We start from the raw sequence: 18,253 nt of genomic DNA, 5'->3' as shown, positions 1-18,253 counted from the left end.
ATATAAAAACATTACAGTCTGATTCTGTCGTGAATAATTATACAAATGAATTGGTACACATAGAAAGAGAAAGAAAATATAGATGCGAATGCTAATCAATAATAAGAGTAAAAGGCAATCCCATTTTGTCTTAAAATAAGGGGATAGTAAAATGAGTTTGGATACATTAGAGGTTAGAATCGTGTTCAAAACAGAAATAAAAAAAATATACAACGGAAAGATTAAAAGCATAATTCCATTAGATGTACAGTTAAAAGAGAGTTTCATTTCAATACAGATATACGGGATTTGGAAACATATTTCTACTGAAACAATTAGTGCCATGTGGATGGTAAAAAACTAAGGACAGCTAAATGTTGTTCTTTCTATTTTATATTTGGAAAAAGGTTCTGTTGCAAAGTTTAAAAAAATAGAGAACGGATTATAAAGTGGCGTTTGGGTTTAAGCAACCGCTACTAATTTTTGGAGTTCATTGTACGCCGAAAAGACGGAGTCTAATTTAAGACTTCGTCTCTGTTTATATATAGCCTGAATCGTTTCAATCCCTTTTATGGTACGAGAAGCATGACGGATACTTTGGAATCTAGAAGATTTGGCGAAGCGTCGTTTTACATGTCGATGATCTTGTTCAATAAGATTATTACGATATTTGATAGTACAGTATTTGGTATGGGTATAACAATCGTCTTTTTTCCATTTTTTGAATGCACAAAGCAAAGCCGGGGCCTTGTCTATCGTAAGAACCGATGGTTCTCCAAAAGCTCGGACGAGTCGCTTCATAAACATATACGCCACTTGATGATCACGTTTTTTACGAAGTTGAATATCCAAAGTATATTTTACGTTGTAATGAACTAACTCGTTCCTTACAACCTGATGATGAATTTAATACCATTGGAAAAATTAATAAAAAATAACACCTAAGTTTGCATGCATCATATGTTGCGAAGCCAAAACCTAAGCTTAGGTTTTGGCTTCGTTTGGCTAGAATACGGCTTATGTTCATCGTATTGAAACAAATTTACTTCCTTCCATACATACTAGGGTTCTGTTGCAAAGTTTCTTAAGAAATAAAAAGGTGAAATTGAGTATATCTGAATCTTATGCAATTGTGAGTAATTGTTGTAATTCATTGTACATTGAAAAACCGAAGTCTGAGCCAAGACTTCGGTTTCTTTTATATAAAGCATGAACGGTTTCAATGCCTTTCAAGGTACGTGAAGCATGTCGAAGGTTTTGAAATCCTGCGGATTTAACAAAACGTCTTTTAACATGCCTATGGTCCTGTTCTATAAGATTATTCAGATGTTTGATAGTGCAATGAGTTGTATGTTTATAAAAACCTTGTTCTTTTAATTTGTTAAATGCACATAGTAACGCTGGGGCTTTATCTGTTGTGAGAACCGTTGGTTCTCCAAAAGCCTTTACCAATCTTTTCATAAAGGCATATGCCGCCTGATGATCTCGTGTTTTTCGAAGCTGAATATCTAATGTGTATCCATCTTTATCAATCACACGATATAAATAAACCCATTTTCCTTTTATATAAGTCTCGTCTAATTTCCACGATGATCGTACCTGCTTGTTTTTCTTCTTCCAGATTTGATAAATCAAATTCCCATATTCATGGACCCAACGCATGATAGTTGTTGGATGAACCGATATTCCACGCTCTCTCAAAAGTTCAGATACATCGCGATAACTTAAAGAAAAACGGCTACTAAAATAATATCTTTTTTGAATTGCTTTCCTTTAAAATATCTCATGTTTCATTCTCCTCAGCACATTTTCCCTACAGTTTAGCTGCATTTAAAAAACTTTGCAACAGAACCATATAACATATAGCGATTAGATGTTGAATAGGTGTCGCATGGATAGAACATGTTTATAATATGTTTTCTGCCACTTCGATGCCAAGTAACGAGCGTACATGTTCTATATGATTGGCGATTGTAACTGAGGAGGAACCAGCAAATAGCAAGCCAATGGCAACGCCATCATTTGTCGTGATTAAAGAGCCAGAATCTCCTCCGGAAGAAAGGTTTGTTGTGACAATTTGATCTCGAAACCGTGCAACCCTACCACTTCCGTAATTTACATCGACGGTTGCGTTTACTGCAGTAATGACGCCATGTGTATGATTTGTTGTCCGTCCCGTTTTCATGACACGTGTACCGACGGTAACATTTTGTTGTCGTCGCCAGCCTTGCATAGAACCAATCCAATGAATCGAACGATCGATTTGATGAAATGGTGCTTCTGCAATCGCAGCATCAACGAGATTGCTTTGATTTTCAAGTGGTACTTGCGAAGAAAAGGTAATTGGGACAAACCTTGATAAAGTTGCAATCCGATCCGTTGGATCGCTTCCCCCATCAATTGGACCAGGTTGTAAAATAGGATCGCCTATGTTCGCATTATTACTATTCGCTAATACATGATTGTTACTTAGTATATAATATCGACTTGGGATACCATATCCATGTGCGGGCGGATTGGTAGAACCATTTGGTAATATATCATATACGCAAGTCGCAATCGTACCTGCCGTCACATTTCGATGAGCAACGCTATATCCTCCTTTGGCTGGACGAATTCGAGTGGAAAGTGCCTGTGTATCAACTTGTAATGTTTGTTGATTCCCAGCAAGTAGATACCCTGTTTGAATGACGTCAGTTTTGATGCCGTTTATTTCTTTTGGAATGACTTGATTGGTTTCTAATGTTTCCACAGGTAGTTTTTGGTCTACAAATACAAGCAAAGAGGGTGTGCCTGTCATAACCCCGTTTACCTGTTGAATACCAGCTCCAATACCTGTTACATTCCGAAACTGTAAGAAATCCTCCTCTACACTTTGCTGTACCTTTTGAATGTCTTGTTGTTCCTGAATCGTCAACACTTTTATATTTGAATGTGTTCCCATAACACTCGCCCCCTTACCCCGTGTAATGATTTGTAATGGTCCCCACTTCTATAATGTTCGTGGGGTATGCTTCTAATTGTGTAGGTATTTGTTCCACTGCTTTTAATTGAGAACGTGGTACTTTTTTTGAAACAAATACTTGAATCACTTCTTTTCCTTGTACACATCCCATTCCTACTCCTACAACATAAGGTAAACGTAATAAATCTGTTTCATATTTGCGCACAACTTGTTCTAATTCCATCGGACCGCTCCTTCTTCCTTTAGATGATACATTCGGTTTGTCTTCGATGGGTTTAAAAAATGGTGTATGACACCACTATAAGTATTTAACTGTGCTTCTGCATTTTCCTTCTTGAAGCATACAGAAGAAAGAAAAAAGAGGACCTTTTATAGAAATGTCCTCTAAAACATAGGTCTTTTGTGAACAAACGAACATACAGCAGATATACTTATCACGTTACTTCATGATTTACATGTTGATTTCCAAGGGAGAACGTTTCTTATCTGATTCTGCAGATTGTCCAGAAAGTGTTGTACATTCTTGAAACGCAAATTGTTTACAGCCTTTACATTTAGATATCTCCAATTCTTGTAGTGCAAAATGCAATGCTACTCCTGTACGTGTGAAAAAGTGTGGTTCGCCAATTCTTTCGTATAATCCTGTTTGATGGCATATTTCTTTCGGTTGATGCTGGATACCGGAAATCAAAAGGGTTCCTTGTTTTTCTAGCATTTTCTTTCGAATGTGTTCTACTGCTGACTCTGCCGAAGTATCCATAAAAGAAACGTTTCCCATACGTAGGAGAAGAATGTGTGCGTTAGACTGTAGGGATGACTCTATAGATGTTTCGAATTCTTTTATGGTGCCGAAGAATAAAGGACCTTCTACAGTAAAGATACTGATTTGCGGACAATTTTTCCCATTTGCGACGATGTCTGACTTGACATAGGAATCTACTGGATCTGGCAATACTTTTCGAACACGTAAAGATTTGCTCATTTTTCCAATAAACAGAAGAAACGCAAGGAGTAACCCCACACTGACTCCGGTTGTAAGATCTGCGAAAACGGTTAATAGGAACGTCAAAATCAATACCAGGGTATCTCCTGTTTTTGTTTTTAGGATATGAATAAACTCATGCTTTTCACTCATATTCCAAGCAACGACCATTAAAATCGGTGCCATACTAGCTAGTGGAATATGAAAGGCAAGCGGAGATAGAAATAATAAAACCAGTAATACTACCATTCCATGTACCATGCCTGATACTGGCGAAGTCGCTCCATTTTTAATATTTGTTGCGGTCCGAGCGATAGCACCGGTCGCAGGAATGCCGCCAAATAATGGTACCACCATATTAGCAATTCCTTGTCCCACCAGTTCTTTATTACTATTATGTTTGCTGTTTGCCATGTTATCTGCCACCATGGCAGACAACAATGATTCAATCCCACCTAATGCCGCAATGATACAGGCTGCTGGAAGTAACATAAGGACAGTATCCCATGTAAATTCAGGCATTTGGAAGTCCGGTATTTGATGCGGGATATCGCCGTATGTAGTCCCAATCGTTTCAATTTGATTCGGAAATAGCAGGGTTGCGATCAAACTGGAAACGACCAAACCCAATAATGCGCCTGGAATGCGAGGTAACCATTTTGTAGCTGCAACCACAATTCCTAAGCAAAGAAAAGCGGTAAGAATACTGTACGGATTCAATTCGGCGATATTTGTCCCAATTTCTTTCATATTATAAAAAAAGGTTTCTTGCTTTTCCAGGTGATGAAGCCCTAAAAAATTTGCAATTTGTCCGGAGAAGATGATGACCGCAATACCAGTCGTAAAACCAATCATGACAGGTCGCGGAATAAAGGTGATAAACCTTCCTAGTTTGCATACGCCCATGATAATAAGTAAAATTCCTGCCATAAAACCAGCAATTAATAAGTTTTCATAGCCATATTGCATCACAATCCCAAGTAAGATGGGTACAAATGCGCCTGTTGGTCCTGCAATCTGATATTTTGATCCACCAAATATGGATACGAGAATTCCTGCGATAATTGTCGTATAAATACCATATTCAGGTCGTACACCGCAAGCAATGGCAAATGCCATTGCAAGCGGAATCGCTACAATCCCTACAACCAATCCTGCCAGCATATCTTTTTGTAAGTTCGCAAGGTTATATCCTGCATATCTGCCTGAAAATCTCATCGTTTTTCCTCCTTTTCCTGCATGTATTTAAGGACTTGTTGTATGTGCGTAGGAATATCCCTCTACAACGACTTCTAAATTTCCTGTTTTGGGATGAATGACAAGTCCATGCACAGGTACATAAGATGGTAATAAGGGGTGTTGGCGTATGATTTCTACACTATGTTGGACACTTTCTTGTACATTGCGGAAACCGGTTAACCATGTAGATAGATCGATTCCTGCATGTTGTAAGGTACGAATGCAAGTGGAATCAATGCCTTGTTGTTTTACCTTTTCTAATAGCGGCTTTGCTTGCAAACCCGCCATGCCACAATCTTCATGACCAATTACACAAATTTCCTCCACTTGTAATTCATAAATGCCCAGTATGATACTCCGCATCATACTACCAAAAGGATGTGAAATCACAGCGCCTGCGTTCTTTATGACTTTGGCATCCCCATTTTGTAAGCCCAATGCTTGTGGTAATAATGTTAACAGTCTGGTATCCATACAGGTTACAATCAATAACTTTTTATTTGGAAATTTGGTCGTAGAAAAAGGTTCGTACTCTTGTTTTTGTACAAACGTTTCATTATGCGTCAATATATTTTCTAGCAATGTCAATTGATAACGCCTCCCTTATTAAGTACGATCACATGAACAGGCTGAAATAAAAAAAGCTTGCCAATTTTTAAGATTGGTAAGCTTTTGATGCGAATTCGGACGTGATCTTATGTTTAGTCTAGAGAGGATAAAATTTGGTGTCAATAACCTAAAACATGAGAAATATATTCTTATATTCTGTAGATTTCTTATAAAATATGAAATTCTTTTTTCTGATTCTTACCTGTATCTCATGTTAAGAACATATATAGGAAAAATAAGTATCATAAAATCACCATACATCTACGTTGTTTCGATTTTTCACTGTTCTACACAGGGAGACATTTTTTTCTGATTCGTAATATGCGTAGGTTGAGAAATACAGATAGTACCTTGTATGTTATATGAAATCCATTTACAATGTAACTAAAGTATCGTTAATGATTCATTTAAGTTTCGTTAACATGAGAATTACCTATATATAATTGATTCATGGTGAAATAGAAAAGAATGAAAGCTGAATCTATCATCATGATAGATGTTTTATGTAAAACTTGGAATTGTTACGAGGGAGACAAATTGAGAACAATGGATGTTTATTAGGAACAATCCATTTCATATATGAAGGAGGAAATAGAATGAACAAAACTGTAAAATATGCAATTCGATTTCTAGCTGTACCCTTTGTAATAGGTGCAGTTCTGTTTAATACAGCGGCAACGCAAAATGTAAAAGCAGCTAGTGAACCATCACTACAAATACAAAAAAATGAAGTGGGAACATTAGAAATTACATTGACAGCTATGGAATGGAAATATGATCATAGTGAGCCTGGGGGATTTAAGTATTATCCTGGAAATAATTTAGCAGATGTAGAATTTACAATCTATAATAAAAAAGACAATACAGAGTATGCAAAGAAACGAACAGATAAAAATGGAAAAGTTTCGTTTCAACTTCCTTTGAATCTTTATTTTTCCTGTAAACAAACATCCGCATATCCAGAAACAAATGGGGGAAGATATGTCCCTGAGACAAGAACGTTTTCTGGATCTTTTAAAACAAACGGAGAAATCTATCAGCATACGGTGTACAATATGTTCACATTATATTAAAAACAAAACCCTTTGAAAAACGATTTCAGTTTTTCAAAGGGTTTTAAGGTACTAACGATTATGTAAATATTTTAGTATGAATCCATTTATGAGCTCCAAATTTGCTGTACCCATTCAGGATGATCAATAAATGGGTTCCGATTCTGTTGGTACTTTGTATAAATAAGCTCATTACGCCTTCGTTCAAAATGATCCACGGGATCCTGTTTATGCCATTGTAATAAGACCGATATTCGTCCCATATAAGGAGAGGTATTGTTGTTTACTCTATCATTTAATTCCAGATCAATTTCTCCATTGTCCCCTTCATACCGAACAGCCATATAAAATAACATTCTAGCAATATCTCCTTTTACATTATCAAGAGGTTCCCAAGAATCACTATCATATTTACAATCTGTTGCTTCTAAATGAGGAGTGCCCCCATTATCAAAATCTAAATTACCACGTGAACTGTTTACAGATACATCGGTTGCTCTTATATGATGAAGATCCGTTCCAGGTCCTGGAGATGTCCCGAAATTACCATGTGATTTTGCCCACACGTGCTCTCGATTCCAGTCATCTACATGAGATCCATTCGTATTTTTCCCCTGTGAGCGCCCTGTATAGAACAGAATAACATTATTTCTATTATTTTGGTCTTCATCTGTATCACGTAGTGCTTCCCATAGCGCATTGTAGGATAGCTTTTTATGATTATCAATAATATTATGAAGTTCTTTCTTTAGCATTACACCGGTTTTTCCAAATGCATTCCGATAATAACTTTCTGTAATTTCCTTTTTATCATAAGTATAAAAAGAATATTCAAATAATTTAAGGCGTTCATGTGTTGTCCCTAGGTTTTCTGCAAATGACTTAGAGGGGACAAACAATATACAGGACAAGAAAATCAAAATAGCTATTTTTCGAATAATCATAGACAAACCTCTCATTTATATCTGTATTTTTTCAAACATTATCAATAGACTGTTTCTATTGATAATGGACTATCTTTTCTTGAAGTTGTTCTAAATAATCCTTTTGAAACATACACATTCGGATTGCGTTGTGGTACTGGCCATCTACAAAAAATTCACCCTGTAATTCCCCTTCTATAGAAAAACCCACCTTTTTATAAATATGAATCGCTTTTTCATTGGTTGTGTTTACAACTAAATACAGCTTGTGCAAATTGAGTACAGAAAAAGCATAATGCATAGCTAAACAGGTGGTCTCCCTTGCATAGCCATTGCCTTGATAGTGGGGATCAATCATAATTTGAAATTCTGCTCGTCTATGAATGTAATCAATCTCTACTAATTCAACCAATCCAATCATGACTGTATTTTTCTCCACAATAAAACGGCGTTCACTTTGATCATGAATATGTTTATCATACAAATCTTGTAATTCAACAAATGCTTCATACGGTTCTTCAAACCAATAAGACATAATATTCGCATTGTTCGTGAGGGTATGTACAAATTTTAAGTCTTCCCGTTCCAATGGTCGTAGCTTAAAACCATTTTTCATTTACAATACTCCTTCCTACTTTTCTCGATTTCAGGATTTTTTTGACCTACTTTTTATACAACAGATTTTCATAAGTGTAGCACATCCTCTCTAATAAAAGATAGACTAGGCAATGTTCAGATGATAACGAATTGTAGCGAATCCACATTGATTTCGTCTGAAGGACGCCGAATCAAACGTTTGTTTAAAAGTAAAGATAAGTAAAGAAGCCCGATATAGTTGCTATATAAATATCCCACTATCAAGGGAATCCCCTTGACGAGTATGGGGTACTCGCTACATTTTGCAATCTCATCCACGCGGATGTCGATGGACGGATAGAGAGTATGAAAAAAGATTGAGCGAATGCGCTCAATCTTCCAAATAACAGCTGACCACAGCCTATAAAATATAATAGTAAACATCCCTCTAGTTGACCTAAGAGGGACCGCTATTTTGCATCTTCAAATACACGCAATGCATCTTTGCGGAGTTGGTCTTTTTCAGCATCTGATTTTTTGAAGTCATATTGATATAAAGCGGATTCCCAATCCCCATACATCGGATTCGGGAATACAATAAACTTTTCTCCAAATGCTTCGTGCATCTCTTCGACAGCTTGATTTCTATCTTGTACAGATTTCTCATCAAATCCCGTAAAATCAGATAAATTATCTCCAAAGAATAGAACAATATCATGTTCTGTCGTCACTTTTTTTCTTCGCTCTTCTTTTCCTTTTTCCCCTTGTCCTTGCAATAAAACATGCTCCTTATCAGCTTGCGGAATATTCAATTTCTGTAAGTTTTGTAACGTAGCATCTCACTGATCTTGTTTGCGATTGGAAATGTAGTAAATCGCTACACCCTTTTCATTTGCATATTGTAAAAAGGAATCAGCGCCAGGGAGGGCATCTGCCTTTGCTTGTTGAATCCATTTCTCCCATTTATAAGGGAACCTTTTCTTCTCTTTTACTATCATGGCTTGATATGAACTATTATCCACGACTGTTTCATCTAAATCTAAAACGATGGCAGTTTTTTTCTCGGTACCTTTGGCAAGTGCCATGTCTAATTTCATCTTTCCTATATTATACCCTTGATGATAGAGCGCTTTGACTTCTCCAGCCGTTTGATACCAAGCGTTTGCCATAACTTGTTGTTCCATTAGTGAAGATGTTTGTTTTGATTGTGTTTCTAGCGACTAGCACCCCACGAGAGAAAGAGAGAACAGCGTTAGAGCTATACTTGTTTTCAAAATTGGTTTCATTATGTATCACACTCCTGGATGTAGGTTTTGTATAGTATAGGCTTACCATACAGAAGTTATCTTCAAAATACAATCCTCTTTTATTAGAAACAACTTTAATTTTATCCTTTTTAAAGGGGGAAAAGTGAGTTTTAAATTTTTATGATATAAAAATTATTTATAATCATTTTAAGAGTGAGTATAAGGGCACTGTTCCTATTAATTCATTAAGGCATTTTCATATTATATATAAATTCAAAGCGTTTGTAGATGAACCTGAATGGGTTGTTCAAGATAGAATCGGCTATATATGGTTTATTAAACCATTATTATGTCATCTATTGGTTTTACAGACACAACTAAAACTGTGATCCGCACAAATGTATAGTAAAAAATCTGTTATTACGTGTATGATAAAACGAAGATACAAGGAACAGAGAATTCAAATAAGGAGATAAATTAAGATAGAAGTTGCATTCATTGTATGATATAAAATTCATCAAACATTTTTATTCGTTTAAATTTATTTACCCATCGAATTTTTTATAAACGAGAAGCACCACAACTCCGTTTGCAGTATTTCGGAGAAAGTCATATAAAAATTTAAAAAAGAACAAACAAACCATGAAAAGTCGGTTTGTTCTTGTCTTTCACTTGATTTATGCGATATTACTATCTATCCAAGGATAGCAATAAATGCACTTCCTTCATATTCGCCACGACCTGGTCTGCCATGTCCGTCTCGATCACACTCTAATTCTACATAATAATCTCCTCTTTGAAATCTTTCATCAAATATTTTTGTTGCCTTCCTATCAACTGTATCCCGTTCAATTACCACGGCTCTATTAGGGCTTCTACCGTTGTTTTCCATTTTATATAATTTTTACACTAAATTACTGAACCTTGACTCATTCATGATTTTAAATTGCACATGATTTCTTCTTTCGTCCAAATTAAAAATAGGTGACTGACTAGAACTTTGGCCACGCTGTAATTTTACCATGTAATCAAAGCGGTCCGGACGTTACCAGTTTTGTGACATTTCCTCTTGAGTTGCCACCTCAGTTTGTACAGTAGTGGAAGCTTGTGCATCAATCGTAGGCACAAGTAATCCTCCCGTTACGAATACCGTTGAAATTATACCCATCAGGCGTTTCAAACTCATCACTCCTATAAATAGAATATGTACGAATACATTGTATAGTGGATTTCTCTTGATAATAAGCGCTTCATTTATTTCTCAATAGGAACTCTTTTGACTAATAAGTTGCTGAACCTAAATGTTTTATGCTGCAAATGAAGCGATCTAACTTTTTTCTTCTTAATTTGTAATCCCTCAGTCTAGTTCGAAAACATGAAAAAGAACAAATGTTAATAAGAGAGGACATTCTCTTATGAAGCAATGATATTCCAAAGACCTGTTCCGGTTGTTATGAAATAGTTCATGCCTTGTCATACAAATTGCTTTTGTTTACTCATCGCGCTACAGGGAACCGATACTTTCTGGCTAATCAAGTTTACCGTGTATTGGGAACAGCCAAACTCCTTCGTAAAGTGTTGTTTGGTCTATTTCAGTTTCCTTTCGTTACTTGCGGGCTTTATAAGAACACATCATTGAGAAATAAATGAAGGGCTTACTATGGGAATCTTTCCATTGTACAATGCGTTATAAGGAGTGATGAGTTTGAAACGTATTATGTGTGTAGTTTCTACCACTTTATTAACTGGAACAATGATATTTAGTGTATCTAATACATCGGCGGCAACCTTATCAGGTTGCAACACCAGGTGAAGGAAATGAAAAAGCTACAATATTGGGCTTCGATAATAAAATAGAGTTTAAATCTTATGTAAAGGAACATCCCATTGCACCTAATTTTTTGAAAGCATTACAACTCTGTTGACAAATTTATTCTACCTTTTATCATGACATCAATTTAATGTAAATACAGATAGAAATCCCAGTCACCTTAACCAATTTTAATGCGGTTAGTAATGATAAAGTGTCTTCCATACGTACACATAAGTTCGGTGATTATACAATAATTTATGAGCATAGGAATGCACAAGGTCGTGCATTGACAAGAGCGAAAAATAGGGATTTTCTGAACTTAATGGATTATAGCATGGGCGATGGTGCAAGAACATGGAATGATCAGGCCTCGTCTGCTATTGTAAATATCATTCAATTTCAGCTGTATGTTTCGTTGTTCCTTGTGCTTCATATTCTTTTACTAGGCCTAACCATACATGCCCATCAACTTAAGGGCTTTTACTACCCCCAAGTACAAAAAAACGTTATTCTTTCTTACATAATATAAATGAGAAAGGGTGACGTTTTTTTATGAATCTCTCGATTCAAGAGGAGTTACAACCATTTGCAGAAGAATTACAGCGCTATATCACACCTGAATTTTTGGAAGAACTAACAAGAGAGATGAGGTTTGTAAAGAGAAAACGCAAATTTTCGGGATCAGATTTAGCTACCATTTGTATTTGGATTAGTCAAAGGGTGGCCAGTGATCCTTTAGTACGATTATGTAGTAGACTTCACGCTGTTACAGGTACTGTACTTAGCCCGGAGGGCTTAAATAAACGATTTAATGAAAAATCAGTGTTATTTTTAAAACATATCTTTTCTTTGTTGTTACAACAAAAAATCTGTGAGCAAACTCGCCTTTCTAATCAACTTTTTCCCCATTTTCAACGCATTCGCATCATGGATGCTACCTTGTTTCAGGTACCTAACACTTTGGAACATATATATCCTGGTTCAAGTGGGACCTGGCAAAAACAATGATAAAACATTTGGAACAGAATGCTTAGATACGTTACGGCCAGGCGATTTATGTATTCGTGATTTAGGATATTTTTCATTAGAGGATTTAGATCAAATGGATCAACGGGGGACGTATTATATTTCGCGGTTAAAGTTAAATACAAACGTATATGTAAGAAACCCAGATCCGGAATATTTTAAAAATGGTTCCATTAAAAAACAATCAGAATACATAAAAATCAATTTCATACAGATTTTGAATCAACTTCAACCAGGGGAAACAATAGAATATCAGCAAGCTTATATTGGAAATAAAGAGCAGTTATTTTCACGTCTCGTTTTTCATCGTTTAACAGCGGCACAATTACAAAAACGCCTAGAGAAAATTGCAGAAAAAGAAAAGTCAAAACACAGAACCTATTCAGAGAAAAGTAAATTAGTAGCGGGATTAAATGTATATGCGACAAATGCACCTTGGGAGTGGGTTCCGATGGAACAAGTCCATGAGCTATACTCATTACGCTGGCAGATAGAAATTGCTTTTAAAACGTGGAAATCATTATTTGATATAGATCATTGTCGCACTGTTAAACAAGAAAGAATAGAGTGCCATTTATACGGAAAACTGATTGCTATTTTCTTATGTTCTTCTACCATGTTTAAAATGCGTCAACTTTTATTACAGAAGAAGCAAAAAGAATTAAGTGAATATAAGGAAATTGGAATGATTCAAGATCATCTATTTCTCCTCTATCAATCCATACAAAACACCCAAGAGATAACAAAGCTTCTAACCCGACTGTTCCACCTTCTAGAGAAAAACGGACGGAAATCTCATCGATATGAGAAGAAAACGGTCTTTGATATCATGGGTGTTCATTATGAGTATAGTATAGCTAGGGAACAAAAGAAAACTCGTTAGAGTTTATTTAGCATGCGAATTTTTAAGAATAATCCATCTGTTGAACAGTTTGTAACCCTTTGGAAAGGAATTTCATTCTATTTGTTCTCTTAAGTTGATGGGCATGTGTATCACGTAACAAATGTAGAATTTTAATACACATATACCACTTGAAATAAAGAAGTTTACTTTTAAAATTCGCTTAGCGAATACTAATTTAAAATCGCTTTAATAATCTCCTGTCATACTGTTTGATGGGAGGTTATTACTTTTCAGAGAATAAAATTAAATAAATCAATACTTGAATGAATACAATCATCAATGTTAAAATACGGGAAAATAGGAAGCTGACTTGTGGCATTACTGATGTAATCATTTTTATTTTTTAATGTTTCTAATTTTAAAAAATATATCGAGTGTTTTGTCAATAGGTTTAGCTTTATTTCCATTTTATCTTATAACGGAAAAATGTAACGTACCATAAAAAAATGAATCCTCGGTTTAAGGATTTATAACCGAAAGATACAGATATAAATGAATAAAAAGAATTAACTATATCAATACAACCGAAATAATAGGGGTCACCATATCCAAAAAAGAAAATTGTACGTTTAAACACAAAATTGCGGATAAGAAGAACGCTTTAATAATGAATAGAATAATAATTGGAATCAATGCTGTCACTTTGCTTAATCTAGCTGTAATATGTAATCCAAGCCAAATTAAGACTAAATTTCATACATAGAACACTTCAATGGTATTACCAATTCCATATGCAAATGTACCTTCCGTAAATAATAACCCTAAACTCGTATATTGAGTCATTCCAGTACCAAAGATTAGACTTAAAATTGTATTAATAAGTCCACTTATAATAAGAACAATATTTGTATAAACTACAATGTTCAATAGGGTTTTATAAGGGGTATCATTCCCCAAAACCATTATAAACATCTATACTAATCAAAGAATATGTCCTCTTTAAAACCTATTAAAGCAAGAATGATAGACCCTTCTTACGCATTTCATTAAAAAATTACTATTTCAATCGATCAATAATCCATAGGTGGCTCTATACCCGTAATAATAATCATCGTATCTCCCTTTCTTGTATGTAGTGGAATCGCTCGTTTTAAAAATAAGAAAAGCTCCAAAGTCTTCTCAGTAGGATTGTAGTAAGTATGTTTCCCACTTTAGAGAATACCAGACAGCACGACCTGGGGGCATTCATGTGTCCCTTTCCAACTTTTTATTGCTCGTAACAATCAGCACCATCCCAACACTCAGAAAAATCATAAAACGTATAAATCATATAAGCGCCTCCCTTGTGATAAGATTTAGATTTAAAAAACAACGCATATTGCCTCATTGAACGGGCATGTATAGCCATTACTTATATATACAAATCAATTATATTTGTATTATCTTGTGTATTGATAGGGTTTAAGATAGGGTCAAACATATGGGACACCTCCTATACGAGCTAGAATGCATAAATCTATCTTATCCTTTATTAAGATGTTTTTATAATATCAATTTGCCTTTTGTAAACAGACCAAAACAAGATGGTGGAGGTTTTGTTGTAAAGTTTTTTAAATGAAGCTAAACTGTAGAAAAAATATGCGTAGGAAAATGATACATGCGATATTTTAAAGGAAAACAGTTCAAGAAGGATATTATTATAGTAGACGTTGACTACTATTGTCGTTTTTTTTAGTTATCGTGATGTATCTGAAATCCTGAAAGAACGTGGCATTTCCGTTCATCCAACAACTCTCATGTGTTGGGTGCATGAATATAGAAATCTGATCTATCAAATGTGGAAGAAGAAAAAGAAATCAGTACCCCATACTTTGCATTTGGATGAGACGTATATCAAAGTCAACGGAGAATGGTGTTATTTATATCGCGCCATTGATAGTGATGGACATACACTGGATTTTCAACTTCGAAAAACACGTAATCATCAGGCCGCTTATGTCTTTATGAAAAGATTGGTAAAACATTTTTGAGAACCCTCGGTTCTTACGACAGACAAGGCCTCAGCTTTTCTCTGTGCATCTAAAAAATTACAAAAAGATGATTTATATACATATTAAATATTGTACCGTCAAACATGTCAATAATCTTATTGAACAAGATCATCGACATGTAAAACGACGTTTTGTCAAATCCGCAGGATTTCAAAATCTTCGTCACGTATCACAAACCTTAAAAGGTATTGAAACTGTTCATGCTTTATATAAAAAAAACCGAAATCTGGGTACTGATTTCGGTTTTTCGACGTGTAATGAATTGTAAAATTTATTAATAAGTTCATAAAATAAAAAACTTCTATCTGGATTTCTCTATTCTTTATTCAACTTTGCAATAGAACCGTTCAAATTCTATCCAAAATCAAATCTTTAGTTTCAACGTTTAAAGTCAGGTTCCAGTAGAAACTTTTTTCTATTCTTCATTTTCATATAAGTTCTGTAATTGCTCCACATATTCTTTAAGATCTTGCCATTCTTTTTTTGCAATCATAAGATCGGCTTTCATCAATTCAAGTACTTCAGGATCCATATCATCTATAGATTTCAATAAACTTGTACATTTCGTTTGAACAATATCCCATTGTTGTTTTATTTCTTGAAGAGCCTTTATGGCTAGGGTAATTACTTCTATTATATTATTCATATTGTTTTGGGTATCTATTAAAGTAGAAACATCAGATTGTATCCCAGACAAACTTGCTTTCAATCTTTGTATATCGGTTTCTGTGGTTGCAATCTTTTTCTTTACATCAGCAAGATTGTTTGTGTTGGCACGACCAGAAGATATTAAATCCCACAGAATGTCTTTATTTTTTTTGATAACCTCATAATTCGCATTAATTTGGTTTTGTAAACCTGAAATATATCCTATCTCATTATCTATAATCGGCATTAAAATATTCACATCTTTTTTAAAATTTCTTACATCTTCTTCTATGTTGAATTGAAATTCTTGGAGCATACCTGCCATTTGTTCAGATTTATTTTTATTTTGCGAAACAAGATCCAATAAATTTTTTATATTATATTGTAATTTCTCGGATTGTTTCTCTTGAAGAGCCATAAATAAATGTTGGTACTGTAATTGAATTTGAGTATTAAATTCAATAATACTTTGATTGGTTTTCAAAATATTATTTTTCACTTTCTCCCATTTGATAGCATTTTCTTTTGCTATTTTTTGATGGTATATAATATCTGAACGTAGGTCATCATCTATAATTTGAATATTTTCTAAAAATATTTCTGGTTGCTTTTGTATATTTTTAACGTACGATTGCATGATAATCATACTAGCATCGGTTTGTGCAAGTGCACTTTTAAACTCAGTAGGACACGAAAAATACATTTCTTGCTGTCCAATAATTGGGGTACTTTGTGCCGCTTCCAAAAGAGTTGGGAATACGTTAATACTTAGAGTCCCAATCGTTAGTATTGCAATCATTTTTTTTTTGTAAAATAATATATTCATATTTTCACCTACATAATTCAGTAGTTTTATATGTCATTTTATAAAAGAGAATCCACCTCTTACAACATTGGTGATTTTTCTTTTATATTTGTAGGTCTTAACTGTATAACATCTATTGAATACCTAACTTAAAATCTTCTGTAGAAATATTCCTTATCTAAAGTTGTCTACATGTGAATTACAATAATTTATTACATAGTGTAAAAGCAATATGTGGATGTCGAAAATATAAATTAAGATCTACCTTCCATCATACGGAATCCGAGCCGCGGATTGGCTTGTTGTTGGGATAGTAACCGCGGATATTTGTTTTTGAATCTCTTCTGCCCACTTTCTTAAATCCGCCCAACTATTTTTGCCAACCTCTAAATCGTCTTTAATAAATTCTAATTCTTCTGGGCTCATTTCATCTATATCTTTTAATAACGTATTATACTTTGCATATGTAATTCCCCATTGGGTAGATATATGGCCTAAAGTGTTACGCGCTTCGCGGATCGTTTTGTGCAAATTACCTACAGCAGATTGTGCTTCTGTTAAGGTTATAAGTGCGGATCGAGCCGTTGATAGCTGCTGTGTGGCATTTTCCAGTCCTTCTTTAGCATTGTTCATTGAATCATAGTTTGTATATGCTTCATATCCACCACCTGCTATAATTGCTAGAGCCCCTACTCCTAAAATAACAGGAATTAATATTCCTCCAGAGAAAGCAATTAGTCCAATCGCTAATCCACCTGCCCCAAGGCCAACGCCCATTGCTAATGCGCCTCCAACTAGATATTTTAAGTTTTGATCAATTGTAGTATTATAAATTAAGATTTGTTTTTCCAGCTCGTCTATAAGAGAATCTTCTCCAGCTAAAATTGATACTAATCGTCTTCCATCTTCTTCAAATGCTTGATTATCATTCATTAATTTATCGTCAAACTTCTCGAAGTTGTTAATTAGATCATTAACAGTCTCTTGTTGTTCTTTTGCATTTTTCATGAGCCTTTTTGTAATCATGGTTTTTATTGCCTCTTTATCTTCTTCGGCAATCGCTGTTTCCAGGCTTTTGCTATATTGCTGAAATTGATTATCATAACTAATAATTCCTTGATTAACACCAATTATTTTTTTCCTTAAATCACCATCCCAATATTTTGCATTTTCTCGTGCAGCTTCTTGGTGAGCAGACAATTCTTTTTTTAACGTGCTATTCTTAGAATCTAAATCTACGGATTCTAAATTAATATCAGCCTGCCCTGTGATCATTTGTGAGTAGACTTGCATTGCGACATAATAATTGTTCATGCTCATAAGTTGTTGCTGTAACTCTACTTTAGGTGGATTCAATTGTGATTTTTGATATTGTGTTCTTATAGCCTGATTTTGCGTAAGCGCTTGTATCGGTGGTATTAAATTTACATTCACCATTGTTAATACAGAAGCAATAGCCAAAATTTTATATGGATATTTTCGCATATTAACCTC

The 18,253-nt window shown here is 34.7% G+C and carries 11 protein-coding genes and 7 pseudogenes; 4 read left to right on the top strand and 14 right to left on the bottom strand.

Features of this window, described 5'->3' with window-relative positions; genetic code table 11:
- The first annotated feature begins 151 nt into the window (after positions 1-151).
- On the top strand, positions 152-343 hold the full coding sequence (locus F3I02_RS09695) for a hypothetical protein (RefSeq protein WP_196477890.1): 192 nt from the start codon (positions 152-154) through the stop codon (positions 341-343).
- Positions 344-441: 98 nt separating this feature from the next.
- Here F3I02_RS09695 and F3I02_RS09690 read toward each other — a convergent pair.
- The 6 genes and pseudogenes from F3I02_RS09690 to F3I02_RS09665 all read right to left on the bottom strand — a co-directional run.
- Positions 442-837 (bottom strand): annotated as a pseudogene (locus tag F3I02_RS09690) (DDE-type integrase/transposase/recombinase); the annotation flags it as partial.
- A 264-nt stretch (positions 838-1,101) separates the two neighbouring features.
- Positions 1,102-1,766: pseudogene (locus tag F3I02_RS09685) on the bottom strand (IS6 family transposase).
- A gap of 119 nt (positions 1,767-1,885) precedes the next feature.
- A complete protein-coding gene (locus tag F3I02_RS09680; protein ID WP_196477889.1) occupies positions 1,886-2,923 on the bottom strand; it encodes a chymotrypsin family serine protease in 1,038 nt (345 codons plus the stop codon).
- 13 nt (positions 2,924-2,936) lie between these two features.
- Complete coding sequence (locus F3I02_RS09675) at positions 2,937-3,167, bottom strand: hypothetical protein (protein ID WP_196477572.1); 231 nt, start codon at positions 3,165-3,167, stop codon at positions 2,937-2,939.
- A 228-nt stretch (positions 3,168-3,395) separates the two neighbouring features.
- Positions 3,396-5,144, bottom strand: a complete 1,749-nt coding sequence (locus F3I02_RS09670; RefSeq protein WP_196477573.1) for a SulP family inorganic anion transporter — start codon at positions 5,142-5,144, stop codon at positions 3,396-3,398.
- A 27-nt stretch (positions 5,145-5,171) separates the two neighbouring features.
- Positions 5,172-5,753 carry a beta-class carbonic anhydrase gene (locus tag F3I02_RS09665; protein WP_196477574.1) on the bottom strand — a complete coding sequence of 194 codons (582 nt, stop codon included), beginning with the start codon at positions 5,751-5,753 and terminating at the stop codon, positions 5,172-5,174.
- A 617-nt stretch (positions 5,754-6,370) separates the two neighbouring features.
- Between F3I02_RS09665 and F3I02_RS09660 the strand changes: the two genes are divergently transcribed.
- Positions 6,371-6,847, top strand: a complete 477-nt coding sequence (locus F3I02_RS09660) for a SpaA isopeptide-forming pilin-related protein (protein ID WP_196477575.1) — start codon at positions 6,371-6,373, stop codon at positions 6,845-6,847.
- A gap of 86 nt (positions 6,848-6,933) precedes the next feature.
- On the opposite strand, the pseudogene F3I02_RS09655 reads toward F3I02_RS09660, so the two are convergent.
- The 5 genes and pseudogenes from F3I02_RS09655 to F3I02_RS34380 all read right to left on the bottom strand — a co-directional run.
- A pseudogene (locus F3I02_RS09655) lies at positions 6,934-7,614 on the bottom strand (endonuclease I family protein); the annotation flags it as partial.
- A 211-nt stretch (positions 7,615-7,825) separates the two neighbouring features.
- The gene (speG, locus tag F3I02_RS09650) at positions 7,826-8,365 is read right to left on the bottom strand and encodes a spermidine N1-acetyltransferase (RefSeq protein ID WP_196477577.1); all 540 of its coding nucleotides are present in this window, start codon (positions 8,363-8,365) and stop codon (positions 7,826-7,828) included.
- Positions 8,366-8,795: 430 nt separating this feature from the next.
- Positions 8,796-9,512, bottom strand: a pseudogene (locus F3I02_RS09645) (5'-nucleotidase, lipoprotein e(P4) family); the annotation flags it as partial.
- Positions 9,513-10,266: 754 nt separating this feature from the next.
- On the bottom strand, positions 10,267-10,431 hold the full coding sequence (locus tag F3I02_RS09640; protein WP_196477578.1) for a hypothetical protein: 165 nt from the start codon (positions 10,429-10,431) through the stop codon (positions 10,267-10,269).
- 186 nt (positions 10,432-10,617) lie between these two features.
- Entirely contained in the window at positions 10,618-10,752 is a 135-nt protein-coding gene (locus F3I02_RS34380; protein ID WP_269061757.1) for a hypothetical protein, read from the bottom strand.
- A 1,185-nt stretch (positions 10,753-11,937) separates the two neighbouring features.
- Between F3I02_RS34380 and F3I02_RS09635 the strand changes: the two are divergent.
- Positions 11,938-13,294, top strand: a pseudogene (locus tag F3I02_RS09635) (IS4 family transposase).
- A gap of 531 nt (positions 13,295-13,825) precedes the next feature.
- On the opposite strand, the pseudogene F3I02_RS33830 reads toward F3I02_RS09635, so the two are convergent.
- Positions 13,826-14,227, bottom strand: a pseudogene (locus tag F3I02_RS33830) (YIP1 family protein); the annotation flags it as partial.
- 685 nt (positions 14,228-14,912) lie between these two features.
- On the opposite strand from F3I02_RS33830, the pseudogene F3I02_RS09630 reads away from it, so the two are divergent.
- Positions 14,913-15,574: pseudogene (locus tag F3I02_RS09630) on the top strand (IS6 family transposase).
- Between the two features lie 147 nt (positions 15,575-15,721).
- Here the strand turns inward: F3I02_RS09630 and F3I02_RS09625 are convergent.
- On the bottom strand, positions 15,722-16,780 hold the full coding sequence (locus F3I02_RS09625) for a ClyA family alpha-helical pore-forming toxin (protein ID WP_196477888.1): 1,059 nt from the start codon (positions 16,778-16,780) through the stop codon (positions 15,722-15,724).
- Positions 16,781-17,020: 240 nt separating this feature from the next.
- Complete coding sequence (locus F3I02_RS09620) at positions 17,021-18,244, bottom strand: ClyA family alpha-helical pore-forming toxin (protein ID WP_196477887.1); 1,224 nt, start codon at positions 18,242-18,244, stop codon at positions 17,021-17,023.
- Between the last annotated feature and the right edge of the window lie 9 nt (positions 18,245-18,253).

Source organism: Bacillus sp. SRB3LM, from assembly GCF_015712745.1.
GTDB classification, from domain to species: Bacteria; Bacillota; Bacilli; order Bacillales; family Bacillaceae_G; genus Bacillus_A; species Bacillus_A thuringiensis_K.
The sequence above is the reverse complement of the archived record's forward strand: the minus strand, read 5'-3'. Positions and strand labels throughout refer to the sequence as shown.